The organism is Erwinia sp. INIA01, assembly GCF_025947915.1.
Classification (GTDB): domain Bacteria; phylum Pseudomonadota; class Gammaproteobacteria; order Enterobacterales; family Enterobacteriaceae; genus Erwinia; species Erwinia coffeiphila.
Map to the genome: position 1 here is coordinate 18,777 of NZ_JAPDNC010000008.1, position 19,344 is coordinate 38,120.

At 53.3% G+C, this 19,344-nt stretch carries 18 protein-coding genes; all 18 read left to right on the plus strand.

Annotated features, from left to right (window positions below):
• Positions 1–155: 155 nt before the first annotated feature.
• The 18 genes from mioC to pstA all read left to right on the plus strand — a co-directional run bounded on the left by mioC (position 156) and on the right by pstA (position 19,313).
• Positions 156–596: an FMN-binding protein MioC gene (gene mioC, locus OMR58_RS14910; protein WP_105595280.1), complete on the plus strand. Its 441-nt coding sequence runs from the start codon at positions 156–158 to the stop codon at positions 594–596.
• A gap of 465 nt (positions 597–1,061) precedes the next feature.
• On the plus strand, positions 1,062–2,951 hold the full coding sequence (mnmG, locus tag OMR58_RS14915; protein WP_200560619.1) for a tRNA uridine-5-carboxymethylaminomethyl(34) synthesis enzyme MnmG: 1,890 nt from the start codon (positions 1,062–1,064) through the stop codon (positions 2,949–2,951).
• Between the two features lie 81 nt (positions 2,952–3,032).
• Positions 3,033–3,653: a 16S rRNA (guanine(527)-N(7))-methyltransferase RsmG gene (gene rsmG, locus OMR58_RS14920; RefSeq protein WP_264546305.1), complete on the plus strand. Its 621-nt coding sequence runs from the start codon at positions 3,033–3,035 to the stop codon at positions 3,651–3,653.
• A gap of 815 nt (positions 3,654–4,468) precedes the next feature.
• On the plus strand, positions 4,469–4,849 hold the full coding sequence (gene atpI / locus OMR58_RS14925) for a F0F1 ATP synthase subunit I (protein WP_264546306.1): 381 nt from the start codon (positions 4,469–4,471) through the stop codon (positions 4,847–4,849).
• Positions 4,850–4,856: 7 nt separating this feature from the next.
• Positions 4,857–5,675: a F0F1 ATP synthase subunit A gene (gene atpB, locus OMR58_RS14930; protein WP_264546307.1), complete on the plus strand. Its 819-nt coding sequence runs from the start codon at positions 4,857–4,859 to the stop codon at positions 5,673–5,675.
• A 50-nt stretch (positions 5,676–5,725) separates the two neighbouring features.
• Positions 5,726–5,965, plus strand: a complete 240-nt coding sequence (atpE, locus tag OMR58_RS14935) for a F0F1 ATP synthase subunit C (protein ID WP_003849523.1) — start codon at positions 5,726–5,728, stop codon at positions 5,963–5,965.
• Positions 5,966–6,062: 97 nt separating this feature from the next.
• Positions 6,063–6,533 (plus strand): F0F1 ATP synthase subunit B, encoded by a 471-nt coding sequence (gene atpF, locus OMR58_RS14940; protein WP_105595285.1) that lies wholly within the window; start codon positions 6,063–6,065, stop codon positions 6,531–6,533.
• A gap of 11 nt (positions 6,534–6,544) precedes the next feature.
• The gene (gene atpH, locus OMR58_RS14945; RefSeq protein ID WP_105595286.1) at positions 6,545–7,078 is read left to right on the plus strand and encodes a F0F1 ATP synthase subunit delta; all 534 of its coding nucleotides are present in this window, start codon (positions 6,545–6,547) and stop codon (positions 7,076–7,078) included.
• Between the two features lie 14 nt (positions 7,079–7,092).
• Positions 7,093–8,634, plus strand: coding sequence for a F0F1 ATP synthase subunit alpha (atpA, locus tag OMR58_RS14950; RefSeq protein WP_264546308.1), 1,542 nt, complete (start codon positions 7,093–7,095; stop codon positions 8,632–8,634).
• Positions 8,635–8,688: 54 nt separating this feature from the next.
• The gene (atpG, locus tag OMR58_RS14955; protein WP_105595288.1) at positions 8,689–9,558 is read left to right on the plus strand and encodes a F0F1 ATP synthase subunit gamma; all 870 of its coding nucleotides are present in this window, start codon (positions 8,689–8,691) and stop codon (positions 9,556–9,558) included.
• Positions 9,559–9,621: 63 nt separating this feature from the next.
• The gene (gene atpD / locus OMR58_RS14960) at positions 9,622–11,004 is read left to right on the plus strand and encodes a F0F1 ATP synthase subunit beta (RefSeq protein WP_105595289.1); all 1,383 of its coding nucleotides are present in this window, start codon (positions 9,622–9,624) and stop codon (positions 11,002–11,004) included.
• A 74-nt stretch (positions 11,005–11,078) separates the two neighbouring features.
• Positions 11,079–11,498, plus strand: coding sequence for a F0F1 ATP synthase subunit epsilon (locus OMR58_RS14965; protein ID WP_105595290.1), 420 nt, complete (start codon positions 11,079–11,081; stop codon positions 11,496–11,498).
• Positions 11,499–11,665: 167 nt separating this feature from the next.
• Positions 11,666–13,036, plus strand: coding sequence for a bifunctional UDP-N-acetylglucosamine diphosphorylase/glucosamine-1-phosphate N-acetyltransferase GlmU (gene glmU / locus OMR58_RS14970; protein WP_264546309.1), 1,371 nt, complete (start codon positions 11,666–11,668; stop codon positions 13,034–13,036).
• 164 nt (positions 13,037–13,200) lie between these two features.
• The gene (glmS, locus tag OMR58_RS14975) at positions 13,201–15,030 is read left to right on the plus strand and encodes a glutamine--fructose-6-phosphate transaminase (isomerizing) (RefSeq protein WP_200560622.1); all 1,830 of its coding nucleotides are present in this window, start codon (positions 13,201–13,203) and stop codon (positions 15,028–15,030) included.
• 127 nt (positions 15,031–15,157) lie between these two features.
• A complete protein-coding gene (locus tag OMR58_RS14980) occupies positions 15,158–16,132 on the plus strand; it encodes a peptidase (RefSeq protein WP_264546310.1) in 975 nt (324 codons plus the stop codon).
• Between the two features lie 219 nt (positions 16,133–16,351).
• Complete coding sequence (gene pstS, locus OMR58_RS14985; RefSeq protein WP_200560624.1) at positions 16,352–17,392, plus strand: phosphate ABC transporter substrate-binding protein PstS; 1,041 nt, start codon at positions 16,352–16,354, stop codon at positions 17,390–17,392.
• Between the two features lie 74 nt (positions 17,393–17,466).
• Positions 17,467–18,429 (plus strand): phosphate ABC transporter permease PstC, encoded by a 963-nt coding sequence (gene pstC, locus OMR58_RS14990; protein ID WP_105595297.1) that lies wholly within the window; start codon positions 17,467–17,469, stop codon positions 18,427–18,429.
• Positions 18,426–19,313 (plus strand): phosphate ABC transporter permease PstA, encoded by an 888-nt coding sequence (gene pstA / locus OMR58_RS14995; RefSeq protein ID WP_200545842.1) that lies wholly within the window; start codon positions 18,426–18,428, stop codon positions 19,311–19,313. The genes pstC and pstA overlap by 4 nt, the downstream gene beginning before the upstream one ends.
• Positions 19,314–19,344: the final 31 nt, after the last annotated feature.

Genomic DNA, 19,344 nt, shown 5'->3' on the forward strand with positions numbered 1-19,344 from the left:
GCGGCAATTTCCGGGCGATCCTGTGAATCATTTTATGCACAGATGTTTTCCTGAGTGCTTAATGTAGTATCTGCATAATATCCCTACTTACCCACAGGTAGATCCCAGCCTGATCACAGAGTACAATGCCCACCTTTGTGACTCAGGGATCCATCATGGCCGACATTACCTTAATCAGTGGCAGCACCTTAGGCAGCGCGGAATACGTTGCCGATCATCTGGCAGAGAAGCTGAACGAGGCCGGTTATACCACCGAGACGCTGTATGGTCCGGAACTGGATGAAGTGAAGCCTGAAGGGATCTGGCTGGTGGTGACCTCCACCCACGGTGCTGGTGAACTGCCTGAAAATATCCAGCCGTTCTTTGATGCATTAAAAGAACAACAGCTGGATCTGAGTAACCTGCGTTACGGTGCGGTAGGCATTGGTAACCGTGAATACGATCTGTTTTGTGGTGCCATCGATCAGTTTGAGACATTGCTAAGCTCTCTGGGCGCTAAGCGTATTGGCGATTGCCTGAAAATCGACGTCCTCGAGCACGAAATTCCGGAAGATCCTGCCGGTGTTTGGGTGGAAACCTGGAAAGAGTCGATCTAAATATCACATCGATCGGGCTGAGATCGACGGTTAGATCCGTCCGATCGCCGTTTTCAGCCCGTGAGTTTTGTAAATTATGTGCTTTTTCGCCTGGTTTATCAGCATTCATCTGTGGATAAACATACTTAAATCACGGTAATAACCGGTTGTTATCCCAAGAACAACTTTATACCTTGCCTGTGGTTGTGCATAACATAGTATTTTGATCCCAGCTTATACGGATCGGGATCACCGATCATTCACAGCTAATGATCCTTCCTAATCGATTGATCGTTATCAGCAAAAAGCGCTTATCCACAGACCAGGACGATCCTAATAGAAGATCTAATAAAGAGATCTTTAAATAAAAAAGATCTTCTTTTTAATACGTGAAGATCCCGCCGCTTTCCCCGTCGTCTAAAGTTGAGTAGAATTCACGCCCCAGGCAACGATCCCTTAATCGCACAAACCGCGAGGTGCAGTACCATGTTTTATCCAGATCCTTTTGACGTCATCGTAATCGGTGGTGGTCATGCGGGAACCGAAGCTGCAATGGCAGCTGCCCGTATGGGTCAACAAACCCTGTTATTAACCCACAACATCGATACGCTCGGGCAGATGTCCTGCAATCCGGCGATCGGGGGTATCGGGAAAGGACATCTGGTTAAAGAAGTGGATGCACTGGGTGGGCTGATGGCCCATGCCATTGACCAGGCCGGTATTCAGTTTAGGATACTAAACGCCAGCAAAGGGCCAGCCGTCAGGGCAACTCGCGCTCAGGCGGATCGCGTGCTGTATCGGCAGGCGGTTCGCACTGCGCTGGAGAACCAGCCAAACCTGATGATCTTCCAGCAGGCGGTTGAGGATCTGATTGTTGAAAACGATCGCGTCGTCGGTGCCGTTACCCAGATGGGCCTGAAGTTCCGTGCAAAAGCCGTGGTGCTGACTGTCGGGACATTCCTCGATGGCAAAATCCATATCGGACTGGATAACTACAGCGGTGGCCGTGCCGGCGATCCGCCATCCATTCCGCTGGCGCGCCGCCTGCGTGAGCTGCCGCTGCGCGTTAACCGTTTAAAAACCGGTACGCCTCCGCGTATTGATGCCCGCACGATAGATTTTTCAGTGCTGGCAACCCAGCACGGTGATACGCCGATGCCGGTCTTCTCGTTCATGGGCAATGTGGCTCAGCATCCACAGCAGGTGCCGTGTTACATCACCTACACCAATGAGAAAACCCACGATGTGATCCGTAACAACCTCGATCGCAGCCCGATGTATGCCGGGATCATCGAAGGGATCGGTCCTCGTTACTGTCCGTCGATCGAAGACAAAGTGATGCGCTTTGCCGATCGTAACGCGCATCAGATCTTCCTTGAACCGGAAGGCTTGACCAGTAATGAAATCTATCCAAACGGCATCTCCACCAGCCTGCCGTTTGACGTGCAGATGCAGATCGTCCGTTCCATGCAGGGGATGGAAAATGCCAAAATCGTGCGTCCTGGCTACGCCATTGAGTACGATTTCTTCGACCCGCGCGATCTGAAGCCGTCGCTGGAAAGTAAATATATTCAGGGCCTGTTCTTTGCCGGACAGATTAACGGCACCACCGGTTATGAAGAAGCCGCTGCTCAGGGACTGCTGGCCGGTCTGAATGCCGGTCGCTTCTCTGCGGATAAAGAGAGCTGGGCACCGCGCCGCGATCAGGCTTACCTTGGTGTGCTGGTTGACGATCTCTGCACGCTGGGTACCAAAGAACCGTACCGCATGTTTACCTCTCGTGCTGAATATCGCCTGATGCTGCGTGAAGACAACGCCGATCTGCGTTTGACCGCTGCCGGTCGTGAGCTGGGACTGGTTGATGACGCCCGCTGGGCGCGCTTCAATGAAAAACTGGAGCGCATTGAGCTGGAACGTCAGCGCCTGCGAGATATCTGGGTTCACCCGAAATCCGCGACCGTTGATGAGATCAATACGGTTATCAGTGCGCCTCTGACCAAAGAGGCCAGCGGAGAAGATCTGCTGCGTCGCCCGGAAATGACTTATCAACAGTTGATGACGCTGAGCACTTTCGCTCCGGCGCTCAGCGATGAGCAGGCCGCCGAGCAGGTTGAAATTCAGGTTAAATATGAAGGCTATATTGCACGTCAGCAGGAAGAGATCGACAGACAGCAACGTAACGAAAATACGCTGCTGCCGGTGGAGCTGGATTATCGCCAGGTCAGCGGTCTGTCCAACGAAGTGATCGCCAAGCTCAACGATCACAAACCGGGATCGATCGGCCAGGCTTCGCGTATTTCCGGCGTCACGCCTGCGGCGATTTCCATTCTGCTTATTTATCTTAAAAAGCAGGGACTACTGCGTAAAAGCGCGTAACGACATCGACAGGAGCGGATGCTATCCGCCCCTGCCCGGCATTTCTGCTGCCGTAAATCTTAATTTTCTGGACCATCGCCTGTGATCAACAAACTCTCCGCCCTGCTTAAGAGCGCCAACATTTCCCTGACCGATCTGCAAAAACAACAGTTGATTGGCTACGTGGATATGCTGCACAAATGGAATAAGGCCTATAACCTGACCTCCGTCCGCGATCCTGAACAGATGCTGGTGCGCCATATCCTCGACAGTATCGTGGTAGAACCACATCTGGAAGGTGAACGTTTTATCGATGTGGGTACCGGCCCCGGGCTTCCCGGCGTGCCGCTGGCTATTGTACGTCCTCAGGCTCATTTCACCCTGTTGGACAGCTTGGGTAAACGCGTGCGTTTTTTGCGTCAGGTGCAGCATGAACTGAAACTGGAGAATATTACTCCGGTACAAAGCCGTGTTGAAGATTTTCCTGCTGAACCCCCGTTTGATGGCGTGATTAGTCGCGCATTCGCATCGTTGAACGATATGGTCAGCTGGTGTCATCATCTGCCAGGCTCTGAGGGGCGTTTCTATGCGCTGAAAGGCCTGCTACCCGAGGATGAAATTGCTGCGCTACCGGTGGGATTCGTCGTCGAAAAAATTGCCTCCCTTGTCGTTCCTGAACTGGAAGGCGAGCGCCATCTGGTGGTCATTTCGCCAAAGGGCTGACTTTTTAAGTGAAAAAAACCGCCACTTTTGATGCTGGCGGTTTTTTTTTCGCCATTTTTACCCTGTTGGGAGACGCTAATTCAAGGTACTATCAGTTAATAACCCTTGAATTTGTATGATTTTTTTGTGCATTTGAGGAGATACGCTCGTTGCTGAGTTTTAGCCGGTCATCTTTTTTTATTTTTTTCGGACCAATCAGCCTGGACGGAGCTGTTGCTATAGCGTTAAATCAGAGCGCGGAAACGCACTGACAACTTCGTTTACATTTAACGCTCTGTTCACAATTTATTATCACAACGATCACCTTATCCATGGCATTTTAGATAGAGAATAGTCACATGGGAAAATATATCTTCTTAATAAATTCTCGTAAGTAATGGCTTTGAAGTTGTTAAATATTTGCTGGCGATGTCAATAAGCGGTTTTAATCAAGATAACAATCTGTTTTGCTAATAGAACGAATTTAAGTGATTGATATTAAATGTATTACTTCTGTCTCAGTAATAATTATTAGCATCAATCTTGTTTCTATACCGGAAAGGATATTACTAATTTGTGATCTTCCGCACGCTTTGTGAGCAAATTAGCCTGTGTATTTCAGAAAAATGGACGAATGGGATGGAAGTCATTTGTTTCGGAAAATAGGCCGCTGGAAAGAATTTTAAATAATTGTTCACCTTTTCTCTACTTATCCATTGAAATCACAGGTGCGCCCCGTATAATTTGCACGTTTTTTGCTGCTTGACTCAAATGAGTAAAGGCAGTTTTATACGACACGCGACATAGCCCGAGCGGGGCAGGAGAGTTTCAGCGTCATGTCAGTGTCCCTTTACAGAGTAAAATTTGCCCGAACCGTGCTGATGTTACAGCTGGTGACATTCGTCTTAATCGGTGCGCTGTTTGCCCTTAAAGATTTGACCTGGGGCGTGTCCGCTCTGTTAGGTGGACTGGCAGCCTGGCTGCCAAACATGCTGTTTATGATTTTTGCCTGGCGCCACCAGGCGGGACATGAAGTAACAGGTCGGCTTGCCTGGACGTTCGTCTTCGGCGAGGCGCTGAAAGTGGTCGTTACTATTCTCATGCTAATCGTGGCGCTGGGTGTGTTTAAGGCGGCGTTTACGCCGCTGGGACTGGCCTGGTTATCGGTGCTGATTGTGCAAATCGTCGCACCGGCTGTAATCAACAACAAAGGGTAAGGGCATCATGGCTGCAGGAGAAATCTCTACGCCGCAAGAATACATAGGTCACCACCTGACGCACCTTCAGTTGGACCTGCGTACCTTCGAGCTAGTGAATCCGCACGACGCTCCGGCGACGTTCTGGTTATTAAATATCGACTCCATGTTTTTCTCTGTGGTGCTGGGACTGGTATTCCTGGTGCTGTTTCGCCAAGTCGCGAAGTCAGCCACCAGCGGTGTACCGGGCAAGTTACAGGCCGCTATCGAGTTAGTTGTTGGCTTTGTTGACGACAACGTTCGCGATATGTACCACGGCAAAAGCAAACTTATCGCTCCGCTGGCCCTGACGATTTTCGTCTGGGTATTCCTGATGAACTTCATGGATCTGCTGCCAATCGATCTGTTGCCATACATTGGTGAACATGTCTTTGGGCTGCCAGCATTGCGTGTGGTGCCTTCCGCAGACGTGAACGTTACGCTGTCGATGGCGCTTGGCGTATTTGTTTTGATTCTGTTCTACAGCATCAAGATGAAAGGCATTGGCGGCTTTAGTAAAGAGCTGACTCTGCAACCCTTCAACCACCCCGTCTTTATTCCGGTCAACCTGATTCTGGAAGGTGTGAGCCTGCTGTCCAAGCCTGTTTCTCTGGGTCTGCGACTGTTCGGAAACATGTACGCGGGTGAATTGATTTTTATCCTGATTGCCGGCCTGCTGCCGTGGTGGTCACAGTGGGTTCTGAATGTGCCTTGGGCCATTTTCCACATCCTGATCATTTCGCTGCAAGCTTTCATTTTCATGGTCTTAACGATTGTCTATCTGTCGATGGCATCTGAAGAACACTGATTTTTTTCTCAACACTACTGCGTTTTAACTGAAACAAACTGGAGACTGTCATGGAAAACCTGAATATGGATCTGCTGTACATGGCTGCCGCTGTGATGATGGGCCTGGCGGCAATCGGTGCTGCGATCGGTATCGGCATCCTCGGAGGCAAATTCCTGGAAGGCGCCGCGCGCCAACCGGATCTGATTCCTCTGCTGCGTACGCAGTTCTTTGTTGTAATGGGTCTGGTGGATGCAATCCCAATGATCGCCGTTGGTCTGGGTCTGTACGTGATGTTTGCTGTCGCGTAAATAACCGATTGTTTATCGCCGGCGCAGGTCAGCGATAAACGGCTTCTGCCGCTGTAAAGGCGGCAGAAAAAGTTAACTTAATAAGAGGCATTGTGCTGTGAACATTAATGCAACAATCCTCGGCCAGGCCATCGCGTTCATCCTGTTTGTCCTGTTCTGCATGAAGTACGTATGGCCGCCGCTGATGGCCGCTATCGAAAAGCGCCAGAAAGAAGTATCTGAAGGCCTTGCTTCCGCTGAACGTGCCAAAAAAGATTTGGATCTCGCGCAGGCTAATGCGACCGACCAGCTGAAAAAAGCGAAAGAAGACGCCCAGGTAATCATTGAGCAGGCGAACAAACGCCGTGCGCAGATCCTGGACGAAGCGAAAGCCGAGGCTGAACAGGAACGTAACAAGATCGTCACCCAGGCGCAGGCTGAAATCGACGCCGAGCGTAAACGTGCACGTGAAGAGTTGCGTAAGCAGGTCGCGATGCTGGCTGTTGCCGGCGCCGAGAAAATCATTGAACGTTCCGTGGATGAAGCTGCTAACAGCGACATCGTAGATAAACTGGTCGCTGAACTGTAAGGGAGGGGCTGATGTCTGAATTTACTACCGTAGCTCGCCCCTACGCTAAAGCCGCTTTTGACTTTGCGGTTGAGCATCAAAGTGTCGATCGCTGGCAGCAGATGCTGGCGTTTGCCGCCGAAGTGGCTGGCAATGAACAGGTATCAGAACTTCTTTCCGGCGCTCTGGCGCCGGAAGCGTTGTCTGCTGCGTTCATCGCAATCTGTGGTGACCAACTCGACGAAGCCGGCCAGAACCTGATTAAGGTTATGGCTGAAAACAAACGTTTGCCAGCACTTGCCGATGTACTGGATCAGTTCATCCAACTGCGTGCCGCACATGATGCGACCGCCGAGGTTGAAGTTATCTCTTCTTCTACATTGAGTGACGCGCAGCTGACCAAAATCAGCGCAGCGATGGAAAAACGTCTGTCACGCAAAGTTAAGCTGAATTGCAAAATTGATAAGTCTGTAATGGCAGGCGTAATCATCCGTGCGGGTGATATGGTCATTGATGGCAGCGTACGCGGCCGTCTTGAGCGCCTTACCGACGTCTTGCAGTCTTAAGGGGACTGGAGCATATGCAACTGAATTCCACCGAAATCAGCGAACTGATCAAGCAGCGCATTGCTCAGTTCAATGTAGTGAGCGAAGCTCACAACGAAGGTACTATTGTTTCCGTCAGTGACGGTATCATCCGCGTTAACGGCCTGGCCGATGTGATGCAGGGTGAGATGATTGCCCTGCCGGGTAACCGTTACGCTATCGCACTGAACCTGGAGCGCGACTCCGTTGGTGCAGTAGTGATGGGCCCATACGCTGACCTCGCCGAAGGCATGAAGGTTAAGTGTACTGGCCGTATCCTGGAAGTTCCGGTAGGCCGTGGCCTGCTGGGCCGCGTGGTGAACACCCTGGGTGCACCAATCGACGGTAAAGGCGCTATCGACAACGACGGCTTCTCGCCGATCGAAGTGATTGCACCTGGCGTTATCGATCGTCAGTCCGTTGACCAGCCTGTACAGACCGGTTACAAATCTGTCGATGCGATGATTCCAATCGGCCGTGGCCAGCGTGAGCTGATCATCGGTGACCGTCAGACCGGTAAAACCGCAATGGCGATCGATGCGATCATCAACCAGCGCGATTCCGGCATCAAATGCGTTTACGTTGCTATCGGTCAGAAAGCTTCTACCATCGCTAACGTGGTGCGTAAGCTCGAAGAACACAACGCGCTGGCTAACACCATCGTTGTTGTTGCAACCGCATCTGAGTCTGCTGCTCTGCAATACCTGGCACCATACGCCGGTTGTGCGATGGGCGAATACTTCCGTGACCGCGGTGAAGACGCGCTGATCGTATACGATGACCTGTCTAAACAGGCCGTTGCTTACCGTCAGGTTTCCCTGCTGCTGCGCCGTCCACCGGGCCGTGAAGCATTCCCAGGCGACGTGTTCTACCTCCACTCCCGTCTGCTGGAGCGTGCTTCCCGCGTGAGCGCCGACTACGTTGAGCGTTTCACCAACGGTGAAGTGAAAGGTAAAACCGGTTCTCTGACCGCGCTGCCAATCATCGAAACCCAGGCGGGTGACGTTTCTGCGTTCGTTCCGACCAACGTAATCTCGATTACCGATGGTCAGATCTTCCTGGAAACCAACCTGTTTAACTCTGGTATTCGTCCAGCGGTTAACCCGGGTATCTCTGTATCCCGTGTTGGTGGTGCAGCGCAAACCAAGATCATCAAGAAACTGTCCGGTGGTATTCGTACCGCTCTGGCACAGTATCGTGAACTGGCTGCGTTCTCTCAGTTCGCATCCGATCTGGACGAAGCAACCCGCAAACAGCTGAGCCACGGTCAGAAAGTGACCGAGTTGCTGAAACAGAAACAGTATGCGCCGATGTCTGTAGCGCAGCAGGGTCTGGTGCTGTTTGCTGCCGAGCGCGGCTTCCTGAATGACGTCGAACTGGCGAAAATCGGTAGCTTCGAAGCGGCACTGCTGGCCTTCGCGGATCGCGATCACGCTGAGCTGATGGCTGATATCAACCAGACTGGTAACTATAACGGCGAAATCGAAGAGAAGCTGAAAGGCCTCCTCGAGACGTTTAAAGCAACCCAGTCCTGGTAATGTCTGGCGGCTTGTCCCTTAGGGGGCAGGCCGCAAGGCTTTGAGGAGAAGCTTATGGCCGGCGCAAAAGAGATACGTAGTAAGATCGGCAGCGTGCAAAACACGCAGAAGATCACCAAAGCGATGGAAATGGTCGCCGCCTCCAAAATGCGTAAATCGCAGGAACGCATGGCGGCCAGCCGTCCTTATGCAGAAACCATGCGCAAAGTGATTGGTCACATTGCGTTAGGTAATCTGGAATACAAGCACCCTTACCTGGAAGAGCGCGACGTTAAACGCGTTGGCTATCTGGTCGTATCTACCGACCGCGGGCTTTGTGGTGGTTTGAACATTAACCTGTTCAAAAGATTGCTGGCGGATATGAAAGGCTGGGCGGATAAAGGCGTTGAGAGCGATCTCGCCATTATCGGTTCCAAAGGTCTGTCATTCTTCAGTTCTGTCGGTGGCAACGTGGTTGCTCAGGTAACCGGAATGGGCGACAAACCTGCCCTCTCCGACCTGATTGGCCCGGTCAAAGTGATGCTGCAAGCATACGATGAAGGCCGCCTGGACAAGCTGTTTATTGTCAGCAACAAATTTATCAACACCATGTCTCAGTCTCCACAGATCGAACAGCTGCTGCCGTTACCTGCAGCCGATGATTCGGAAGGCGTTGTGAAGAAGAGCACCTGGGACTATCTGTATGAGCCGGATCCGAAAGCGCTGCTGGACACGTTACTGCGTCGCTATGTCGAATCTCAGGTTTACCAGGGTGTTGTAGAAAACCTGGCCAGCGAGCAGGCCGCGCGAATGGTGGCGATGAAAGCCGCAACCGACAACGGCGGAAACCTGATCAAAGAGCTGCAGTTGGTATACAACAAGGCTCGTCAGGCCAGCATCACCCAGGAACTTACCGAGATCGTCTCGGGGGCCTCCGCGGTTTAACCAGGTATACCCTGCTGCGTTTCGAACCGGCGGGGTATAAACGAATTAGGTAGAGGATTCAAGATGGCTACTGGAAAGATTGTCCAGGTAATCGGCGCCGTAGTTGACGTCGAATTCCCTCAGGACGCAGTACCACAAGTGTACAGCGCCCTTGAGGTTAAAAATGGTGATGCTCGTCTGGTGCTGGAAGTTCAGCAGCAGCTGGGTGGTGGCGTGGTTCGTACCATCGCTATGGGTTCTTCAGACGGCCTGAAGCGTGGTCTGGAAACCGTTGACCTTGAGCACCCGATCGAAGTACCAGTAGGTACTGCAACACTTGGCCGTATCATGAACGTGCTGGGTGAGCCAATCGATATGAAAGGCGATATCGGCGAAGAAGAGCGCTGGGCGATTCACCGCGCAGCACCTTCATACGAAGACCAGTCAAACTCTCAGGAGCTGCTGGAAACCGGTATCAAAGTTATCGACCTGATGTGTCCGTTCGCTAAGGGCGGTAAAGTGGGTCTGTTCGGTGGTGCGGGTGTAGGTAAAACCGTAAACATGATGGAGCTGATCCGTAACATTGCGGCTGAGCACTCAGGTTTCTCCGTATTTGCCGGTGTGGGTGAGCGTACTCGTGAGGGTAACGACTTCTACCACGAGATGACCGACTCTAACGTTATCGACAAAGTATCACTGGTTTATGGCCAGATGAACGAGCCACCAGGAAACCGTCTGCGCGTTGCGCTGACCGGCCTGACCATGGCTGAGAAGTTCCGTGACGAAGGTCGTGACGTACTGCTGTTCATCGATAACATCTACCGTTATACCCTGGCCGGTACTGAAGTATCAGCACTGCTGGGTCGTATGCCTTCTGCGGTAGGTTATCAGCCAACGCTGGCGGAAGAGATGGGCGTTCTGCAGGAACGTATCACCTCTACCAAGACCGGTTCAATCACCTCCGTACAGGCCGTTTACGTTCCTGCGGATGACTTGACTGACCCATCACCAGCCACCACCTTTGCGCACCTTGACGCAACCGTGGTACTGAGCCGTCAGATCGCTTCCCTGGGTATCTACCCGGCGGTTGACCCACTGGATTCTACCAGCCGTCAGCTGGATCCACTGGTTGTTGGTCAGGAACACTATGACACCGCGCGTGGCGTTCAGTCACTGCTGCAGCGTTATCAGGAACTGAAAGACATCATCGCCATCCTGGGTATGGACGAACTGTCAGAAGAAGACAAACTGGTGGTAGCACGCTCTCGTAAGATGCAGCGTTTCCTGTCCCAGCCATTCTTCGTGGCAGAAGTATTCACCGGTTCTCCGGGTAAATACGTGTCGCTGAAAGATACCATCCGTGGCTTTAAAGGCATTATGGAAGGCGAGTTCGACCATCTGCCAGAGCAGGCTTTCTACATGGTTGGTTCCATCGAAGAAGCCGTGGAAAAAGCGAAGAAACTGTAATTTTTACCCTGAGTCATTCAGGCTGCAGCAATGCGGCCTGAAGTATGACGGGTTAGTTTCTCAGGAGGTTAATTATGGCTATGACTTTTCACCTGGACGTTGTCAGCGCAGAACTGCAAATGTTCTCCGGTCTGGTACAAAGCATCCAGGTATCAGGTAGCGAAGGTGAGCTGGGTATTCGCCCAAACCACGCCCCGCTCCTGACTGCCATTAAGCCTGGTATGGTTCGCATCGTTAAGCAGCACGGTGACGAAGAGGTGATTTACCTCTCCGGCGGCGTGCTGGAAGTGCAGCCTGGCGCGGTTACCGTGCTGGCTGACACCGCGATCCGTGGTACCGACCTTGATGAAGCGCGCGCGCTGGAAGCGAAACGCAAAGCTGAAGAGCATATGAACAGCTCTCACGGCGATGTTGACTTCGCTATCGCGTCGGCAGAACTGGCGAAAGCCATTGCTAAGCTGCGCGTCATTGAGTTGACCAAGAAAGCGATGTAACTCAGGTTTAAGCTGCAGAATGCCAGTCAGGAAACTGACTGGCATTTTTTTTGCCTGCCGTTTGAGATTTCCACCGTTCTGAAAGCTAATTTCGGGCCAAGAAAAATGTAGTATTCTTAGCGCTAAACCGCTTTACTTTCCTCATCAAAACAAGAATCAGGATGTCTATGTCTACCAGCCCGATGAGCGTGGTGATCCTTGCCGCTGGCAAAGGAACCCGCATGTACTCCGACCTGCCAAAAGTGCTGCACCTGCTGGCCGGAAAACCGATGGTTCAGCACGTTATTGATGCCGCTAAGGTGTTAAACGCGCAGCAAATTAATCTGGTTTACGGTCACGGTGGCGATCTGCTGAAAAGCACGCTGGATGATGCCTCTCTGAACTGGGTGCTCCAGGCCGAGCAGCTGGGAACCGGGCACGCGATGCAGCAGGCTGCACCTCATTTTGCCGATGATGAAGATATTCTGATGCTGTACGGCGACGTGCCGCTGATCTCGGTGGATACCCTGCGCCGCCTGCAGTCGGCTAAACCCGAAGGCGGCATTGGCCTGCTGACGGTGATCCTGGATAACCCAACGGGATACGGTCGCATCATCCGGGAAGGTGGCAATGTGGTTGGCATTATCGAGCAAAAAGATGCCGCACCGGAACAGCTGCTGATTGACGAAATCAACACCGGTATCCTGATCGCCAATGGTGCCGACCTCAAGCGCTGGCTGAGCAAGCTCACCAATAACAATGCCCAGGGTGAATACTACATTACCGATATCATTGCGCTGGCGCATCAGGAAGGCCGCCATATTGAAGCGGTGCACCCTGCCCGCACCACGGAAACCGACGGCGTCAACAATCGCCTGCAGCTGGCTACGCTGGAACGTGTTTATCAGGCCGAGCAGGCGGAAAAGCTGCTGCTGGCCGGGGTAATGCTACTGGACCCTGCACGCTTCGATCTGCGCGGTACGCTGGAGCACGGTCGCGATGTGGTGATTGATACCAATGTGATTATTGAAGGCCACGTTACCCTGGGTGACCGGGTAAAAATCGGCAGCGGCTGCGTGATTAAAAACAGCGTTATCGCCGACGACAGTATTATCAGCCCGTATACCGTCATTGAAGATGCGCAGCTGGCTGAAGCCTGCACAGTCGGGCCATTCGCCCGCCTGCGTCCGGGAAGTGAGCTGGCAGAAGGTGCCCATGTCGGTAACTTTGTTGAGATGAAAAAAGCACGCCTCGGCAAAGGCTCCAAGGCGGGACATCTGAGCTATCTGGGTGATGCCGAGATTGGTACAAACGTAAATATTGGAGCAGGTACAATCACCTGCAATTACGACGGCGTGAATAAGTCGAAAACCATCATCGGTGATGATGTGTTTGTCGGCTCGGATACCCAGCTTATTGCCCCGGTTACCGTCGCTGACGGCGTCACTATTGCTGCCGGAACGACTATTATGAAAGACGTGCCCGCCGCCGGGCTGGTCTACAATCGGAAAGAGCAGCAGCTGAACGCCAGCTGGCAGCGTCCGGTAAAGAAAAAATAGGTTTTCAACGGGCTGGGGTTCTCCCCTGCCCGATATAAAAAGCAGTAAACATAAAAATAATCCCCACTCTCTACAAGGCTCGGGGAACCGGTATACACCGGAAAATCAGGTCAGAAGACAACGCTGATGGCATATGAAATGCCATTAAGTCAGGAAAATTTACTATGTGTGGAATTGTTGGTGCTGTAGCGCAGCGTGATATTGCAGAAATCCTGCTTGAAGGCCTGCGTCGTCTGGAGTATCGCGGTTATGACTCCGCCGGTCTGGCCGTTGTTGACCAGCAGGGGCATGTGACCCGTCTGCGTCGTTTGGGCAAGGTCGTTAACCTGGCCGAAGCGGCGGAAGAAACGCCGCTGGTGGGGGGAACCGGTATTGCTCATACCCGCTGGGCAACTCACGGAGAGCCGTCGGAGGCCAATGCGCATCCGCATATTTCCGACCATATCATCATTGTTCACAACGGCATTATCGAGAATCACGAACCGCTGCGCGAGCTGTTGATCGAGCGCGGTTACTCATTTGCTTCCGAAACCGACACCGAAGTGGTTGCCCATCTGGTTCACTGGGAGCAAAAACAGGGCGGATCGCTGCGTGAGGTGGTGCTGCGCACCATTCCTCAGCTGCGCGGTGCCTACGGCATGGTCATTATGGACAGCCGCGATCCGTCTACGCTGGTAGCGGCACGCTCCGGTAGTCCGCTGGTGATTGGTCGCGGTGTGGGTGAGAACTTCATCGCCTCCGATCAGCTGGCGCTGCTGCCGGTCACTCGCCGCTTTGTTTATCTGGAAGAAGGCGATATTGCTGAAATCACCCGCCGTGATGTGATCATCATCGATCGCAACGGCAACACGGTGAAACGTGCGGAAATTGAATCCAACGTGCAATATGACGCCGGTGATAAAGGGATTTATCGACACTATATGCAGAAAGAAATTTATGAACAGCCCGTCGCGATTAAAAACACCCTGAGCGGGCGTTTCAGTCACGGCGAGGTGGATCTCTCCGAGCTGGGGCCAAATGCCGATGCGCTGCTGTCCAACGTTGAGCATATCCAGATTGTGGCCTGCGGCACCTCCTATAACTCCGGTATGGTGTCCCGCTACTGGTTTGAATCGCTGGCTAACGTGCCGTGCGATGTGGAGATCGCCTCTGAGTTCCGCTACCGCAAATCCGCAGTGCGTAAAAACAGCCTGTTGATCACTCTTTCGCAGTCCGGTGAAACCGCCGATACGCTGGCGGCGCTGCGTCTGTCAAAAGAGCTGGGCTACCTGGGATCGCTGGCCATCTGCAACGTGGCAGGTTCTTCACTGGTTCGCGAGTCGGATCTGGCGCTGATGACCAAAGCCGGTACTGAAATTGGCGTGGCCTCCACCAAAGCCTTCACCACCCAGCTGACCGTGCTGCTGATGCTGGTGGCGCGCGTGGGCCGCCTGAAAGGTATCGACCCGCAGGTTGAGCACGATATCGTGCATGCCCTGCAGGCGCTGCCGAGCCGCATTGAACAGATGCTGTCTCAGGATGAGCTGATTGCCGAGCTGGCGGAAGATTTCTCTGATAAACAGCATGCGCTGTTCCTTGGCCGTGGCGATCAGTATCCGATCGCTATGGAAGGGGCGCTGAAGCTGAAAGAGATCTCCTACATTCATGCGGAAGCCTATGCGGCGGGCGAGCTGAAGCACGGTCCGCTGGCGCTGATTGATGCCGATATGCCGGTGATCGTGGTGGCGCCAAACAACGAACTGCTGGAGAAGCTGAAGTCGAACATTGAAGAAGTTCGCGCGCGCGGCGGCCTGCTGTATGTGTTTGCCGATGTCGATGCCGGGTTTGCCAGCAGCGAAGGGATGCGGATTATTCCGCTGCCGCACGTTGAAGAGGTGATTGCGCCGATCTTCTACACCGTACCGCTACAGCTGCTCTCGTATCACGTGGCCTTGATTAAGGGCACCGACGTCGATCAGCCGCGTAACCTGGCGAAATCCGTCACCGTAGAATAATTTCTGCTTCGCCGTTTCTGTTCGCAGATCCCGGCTAAAATATAATCCAGCCCGCTGACCTTCAGCCGGCTGGATTTTTTTTATCTTTCGGCAGCGGGATTATTCGGACGGGTTGCAGGAGCAGGACATGTTACTGAAAAAGTTGATGGCGATACTGATGGGGCTGGGCGGGCTGTTAGGCCTCTCCGGCGGCGTACAGGCAGCGCGTCCACCGCAGCCTGCAATGGATGCACCGGGGGAGTGCCGAGACAGCGCCTTTTTACAGCAGCATCCGCTGACGGAAACCCTGCGTGCCGAGCCTTTTGTTATTTTCTACACCCGCAGCGGTGACAATGCCCCACCGCTGGAGGACACCACCGGCAGCGGCACGCCGGACTACGTCAAAAACGTGGCGATCCAGCTGCAGGCCGCCAATCAGTACTATCAAAAGATGCTGCGATTAACTCCACCGCTGGAACAGCCGCGTTACCGGCTGGCAAAAGCCATCCATGTTTATCTGTTTGACCTGCCGCGCGGCAACGGTATGGCCTTCGATGAAGTGACGCGGGTGAAGGGAGAGGACGGTAACTGGCTGCCCTGTGCCTTAACCATCCGCATCAGTTCTAAGCTCAATCAACCGCTTAATCCCACCCCGGCTCACGAGCTGTTTCATCTTTATCAGTACGGCTACACCCAGTTTAAAGTCGGCTGGTTGCTGGAGGGGATGACACGCTGGATCGAATCCGCGTATAACGGCGAAATTGTCATGTCGAAAAAACTACAGGCGCGGCCGCCGCTGAAAGGCGCTGAGCTTTATGCCCTGCGCTATTCCGCCTGGCCTTTCTGGCAGCGCCTGGCCAGGGAGAAATACGGCACGGTCACGCTGTCGCCGGAACTTGAGGCCGTACGCTATCTTGACGGTAATCCGGTCTTTCGCACTACCACGCTGCCCGGCGGAGAGGCGCTGGAACCTTTGCTAACCCGACTTCAGGAGTTAAGTAAGGAACAGTCGCGACAGGCGAACTTGCCCTACTATCAGTGGCCGGAAAAACTTCAGCAGTCACATCAGTTTGACGATGTTATCTGCCAGGCCATGGAAGGAATTGAGTGTTCTCAGCCGTAATAAACGTGAATGTCCCTTCGCGCAATATCCCATCAGGTATTGCGCGTTAATTCAGCGTCACTGATTTAAACCCCGTCTGTAATGCCTCAGGGTGCATGTCATAAAAGTGTAATATTTCGTACATTTTACTGTCACCAAACTGTCCTATTTTGCCTCCAGCAGCAAACATTAATCAGATAAACACAGCACTGGCCTGACTTTTAATCCCGTGGAGGGAACATGACACTGATGCACAAAACCCTGGCTCAATTCGTCGCCGTAACCCTGTCTCTGAGCGCGGTTTCTGCCATGGCAGCCACCAACCTGACCGGCGCTGGCGGTACTTTCCCTGCTCCGGTTTATAACAAGTGGGCTGCTGAGTACAACACAGCAACAGGTACTCAGGTTAACTATCAGGGGATCGGTTCCTCCGGCGGCGTTAAGCAGATCATCGCTAAAACCGTAGATTTCGGTGCATCTGATGCGCCAATGAAAGATGAAGATTTACAGACTAACGGCCTGTTCCAGTTTCCGACAGTTATTGGCGGCGTGGTACTGGCGGTTAATATTCCTGGTATCAAATCTGGCCAGCTGATCCTCGACGGTAAAACCGTCGGCGACATCTACCTGGGCAACATCAAAAAGTGGAACGACGCGGCGATCACCAAGCTGAACCCGGGCGTGAAACTGCCGGACTCTGACATCAACGTGGTACGCCGCGCTGACGGTTCCGGTACCTCTTTCGTGTTCACCAGCTACCTGTCTAAAGTGAACAGCGACTGGAACAGCAAAATCGGTAAAGGCAGCACCGTTAACTGGCCGGTTGGTCTGGGCGGTAAAGGCAACGACGGCGTAGCTGCATTCGTACAGCGTCTGCCGGGTTCAATCGGTTATGTAGAATACGCTTACGCTAAGCAAAACAGCCTGGCGTACACCAAGCTGGTGGATGCGGATGGTAAAGCAATCGAGCCAGGCGAGAAGAGCTTTAGCGATGCCGCTAAAGGCGCAGACTGGAGCAAATCGTTTGCTCAGGATCTGACCTTCCAGAAAGGCGACAACGCGTGGCCAATCACCTCTACCACCTTTATCCTGGTGCACAAAGAGCAGGCTAACGCTGAGAAAGGCGCAGCCGTACTGAAGTTCTTCGACTGGGCTTACAAAAACGGCAGCAAAACCACCGCTGGCCTGGACTACGCTTCACTGCCTGAGTCAGTGGTAACGCAGATCCGCGCAGCATGGAAAGCGAACGTGAAAGACAGCTCCGGTAAAGCTCTGTACTAAGCTTCGGCTGACTATCCCAGGGGTCAGGTTCGCCTGACCCGATACTTATCCGCAGTATCAAAATCGAGAAGACTATGGCTGCAACCAAGCCGACATTCAAAGCCCCCGGCAAACAGGGTGACATTATTTTCGGTGCGCTGGTAAAACTGTCCGCGCTGATTGTTCTGCTCCTCCTCGGTGGCATTATTGTTTCCCTGATATTTTCCTCCTGGCCCAGCATCCATAAATTTGGTTTCTCCTTCCTGTGGACCAAAGAGTGGGATGCGCCTAACGAACAATTCGGTGCGCTGGTTCCGATTTACGGCACCATCGTCACCTCTGTTATTGCCCTGATCATTGCCGTTCCGGTGAGCTTTGGTATTGCACTGTTCCTGACCGAGCTGGCTCCAAACTGGCTGCGCCGTCCTCTTGGCGTGGCAATTGAACTCCTGGCAGCAATTCCAAGTATCGTTTACGGCATGTGGGGCCTGTTTATCTTTGCGCCGCTGTTTGCGAAGTACTTCCAGCAGCCGGTCGGTGATGTTCTGTCCAACATCCCGATTGTGGGTGCGCTGTTCTCCGGCCCGGCATTCGGTATCGGTATCCTGGCGGCGGGTATCATCCTGGCGATCATGATCATTCCGTATATCGCCTCGGTGATGCGCGACGTCTTCGAGCAGACGCCGGTGATGATGAAAGAGTCCGCCTACGGCATCGGTTGTACCACCTGGGAAGTCATCTGGCGCGTCGTCCTGCCGTTCACCAAAAACGGTGTAATCGGCGGCGTGATGCTGGGCCTGGGGCGTGCGCTGGGCGAAACGATGGCGGTGACCTTTATTATCGGTAACACCTACCAGCTCGACAGCGCCTCGCTGTTTATGCCTGGCAACAGTATTACCTCCGCACTGGCTAACGAATTTGCTGAAGCCGAGTCCGGCGTGCATACCGCTGCGCTGATGGAGCTGGGGCTGATTCTGTTTGTGATTACGTTCATCGTACTGGCCTGTTCCAAGATGATGATTATGCGTCTGGCGAAAAGTGAAGGAGCGCGCTCATGACCACGATGGAAATGCAGGCTCGCGCTGAGCTGGAAGCATCGCGTCGTAAAATGCAGTCCTGGCGTCGGACCAAGAACCGTATCGCCCTTACCCTGTCGCTGCTGACCATGGCATTTGGCCTGTTCTGGCTGGTGTGGATCCTGTTCGCCACCGTGACACGCGGCATCGACGGCATGTCTCTGTCGCTGTTTACCGAAAACACCCCTCCGCCAAACACGGCGGGTGGCGGCCTGGCTAACGCCCTGGCGGGCAGCGGCCTGTTGATTTTCTGGTCAACCGCGTTCGGCACACCGTTGGGCATTATGGCGGGGATTTATCTGGCCGAGTACGGCCGTAAGTCCTGGCTGGCTGAAATTATCCGCTTTATTAACGATATCCTGCTCTCAGCACCGTCGATTGTGGTGGGCCTGTTCGTCTACACCATCGTGGTGGCGCAGATGCAGCACTTCTCCGGCTGGGCTGGTGTGGTTGCGCTGGCGCTGTTGCAGATCCCTATCGTTATTCGTACGACGGAAAACATGCTCAAGCTGGTTCCTGACAGCCTGCGTGAAGCGTCCTACGCGCTGGGTACGCCAAAGTGGAAGATGATTTCGGCGATTACGCTTAAAGCGTCAATCTCCGGCATCCTGACCGGTGTGCTGCTGGCGATTGCCCGTATTGCCGGGGAAACCGCTCCGCTGCTGTTTACATCACTGTCGAACCAGTTCTGGAGTACCGACATGATGCAGCCGCTGGCGAACCTGCCGGTGACCATCTTTAAGTTCGCTATGAGTCCGTTTGCCGAATGGCAAAGCCTGGCCTGGGCGGGTGTGTTGATTATTACGCTGTGCGTACTGTTACTTAACATCCTGGCACGCGTAGTTTTCGCCAAGAGTAAACATTAATTAAGCAGCGCGGCTGCGGCGGCGCGGACTA

Bases quoted from the DNA above. Each gene is read 5' to 3' on its own strand.
- mioC (WP_105595280.1), top strand. From the start codon at position 156: ATGGCCGACATTACCTTAATCAGTGGCAGCACCTTAGGCAGCGCGGAA.
- mnmG (WP_200560619.1), top strand. From the start codon at position 1,062: ATGTTTTATCCAGATCCTTTTGACGTCATCGTAATCGGTGGTGGTCAT.
- atpI (WP_264546306.1), top strand. From the start codon at position 4,469: ATGTCAGTGTCCCTTTACAGAGTAAAATTTGCCCGAACCGTGCTGATG.
- atpB (WP_264546307.1), top strand. From the start codon at position 4,857: ATGGCTGCAGGAGAAATCTCTACGCCGCAAGAATACATAGGTCACCAC.
- atpE (WP_003849523.1), top strand. From the start codon at position 5,726: ATGGAAAACCTGAATATGGATCTGCTGTACATGGCTGCCGCTGTGATG.
- atpH (WP_105595286.1), top strand. From the start codon at position 6,545: ATGTCTGAATTTACTACCGTAGCTCGCCCCTACGCTAAAGCCGCTTTT.
- atpA (WP_264546308.1), top strand. From the start codon at position 7,093: ATGCAACTGAATTCCACCGAAATCAGCGAACTGATCAAGCAGCGCATT.
- atpG (WP_105595288.1), top strand. From the start codon at position 8,689: ATGGCCGGCGCAAAAGAGATACGTAGTAAGATCGGCAGCGTGCAAAAC.
- atpD (WP_105595289.1), top strand. From the start codon at position 9,622: ATGGCTACTGGAAAGATTGTCCAGGTAATCGGCGCCGTAGTTGACGTC.
- OMR58_RS14965 (WP_105595290.1), top strand. From the start codon at position 11,079: ATGGCTATGACTTTTCACCTGGACGTTGTCAGCGCAGAACTGCAAATG.
- glmU (WP_264546309.1), top strand. From the start codon at position 11,666: ATGTCTACCAGCCCGATGAGCGTGGTGATCCTTGCCGCTGGCAAAGGA.
- glmS (WP_200560622.1), top strand. From the start codon at position 13,201: ATGTGTGGAATTGTTGGTGCTGTAGCGCAGCGTGATATTGCAGAAATC.
- OMR58_RS14980 (WP_264546310.1), top strand. From the start codon at position 15,158: ATGTTACTGAAAAAGTTGATGGCGATACTGATGGGGCTGGGCGGGCTG.
- pstS (WP_200560624.1), top strand. From the start codon at position 16,352: ATGACACTGATGCACAAAACCCTGGCTCAATTCGTCGCCGTAACCCTG.
- pstC (WP_105595297.1), top strand. From the start codon at position 17,467: ATGGCTGCAACCAAGCCGACATTCAAAGCCCCCGGCAAACAGGGTGAC.
- pstA (WP_200545842.1), top strand. From the start codon at position 18,426: ATGACCACGATGGAAATGCAGGCTCGCGCTGAGCTGGAAGCATCGCGT.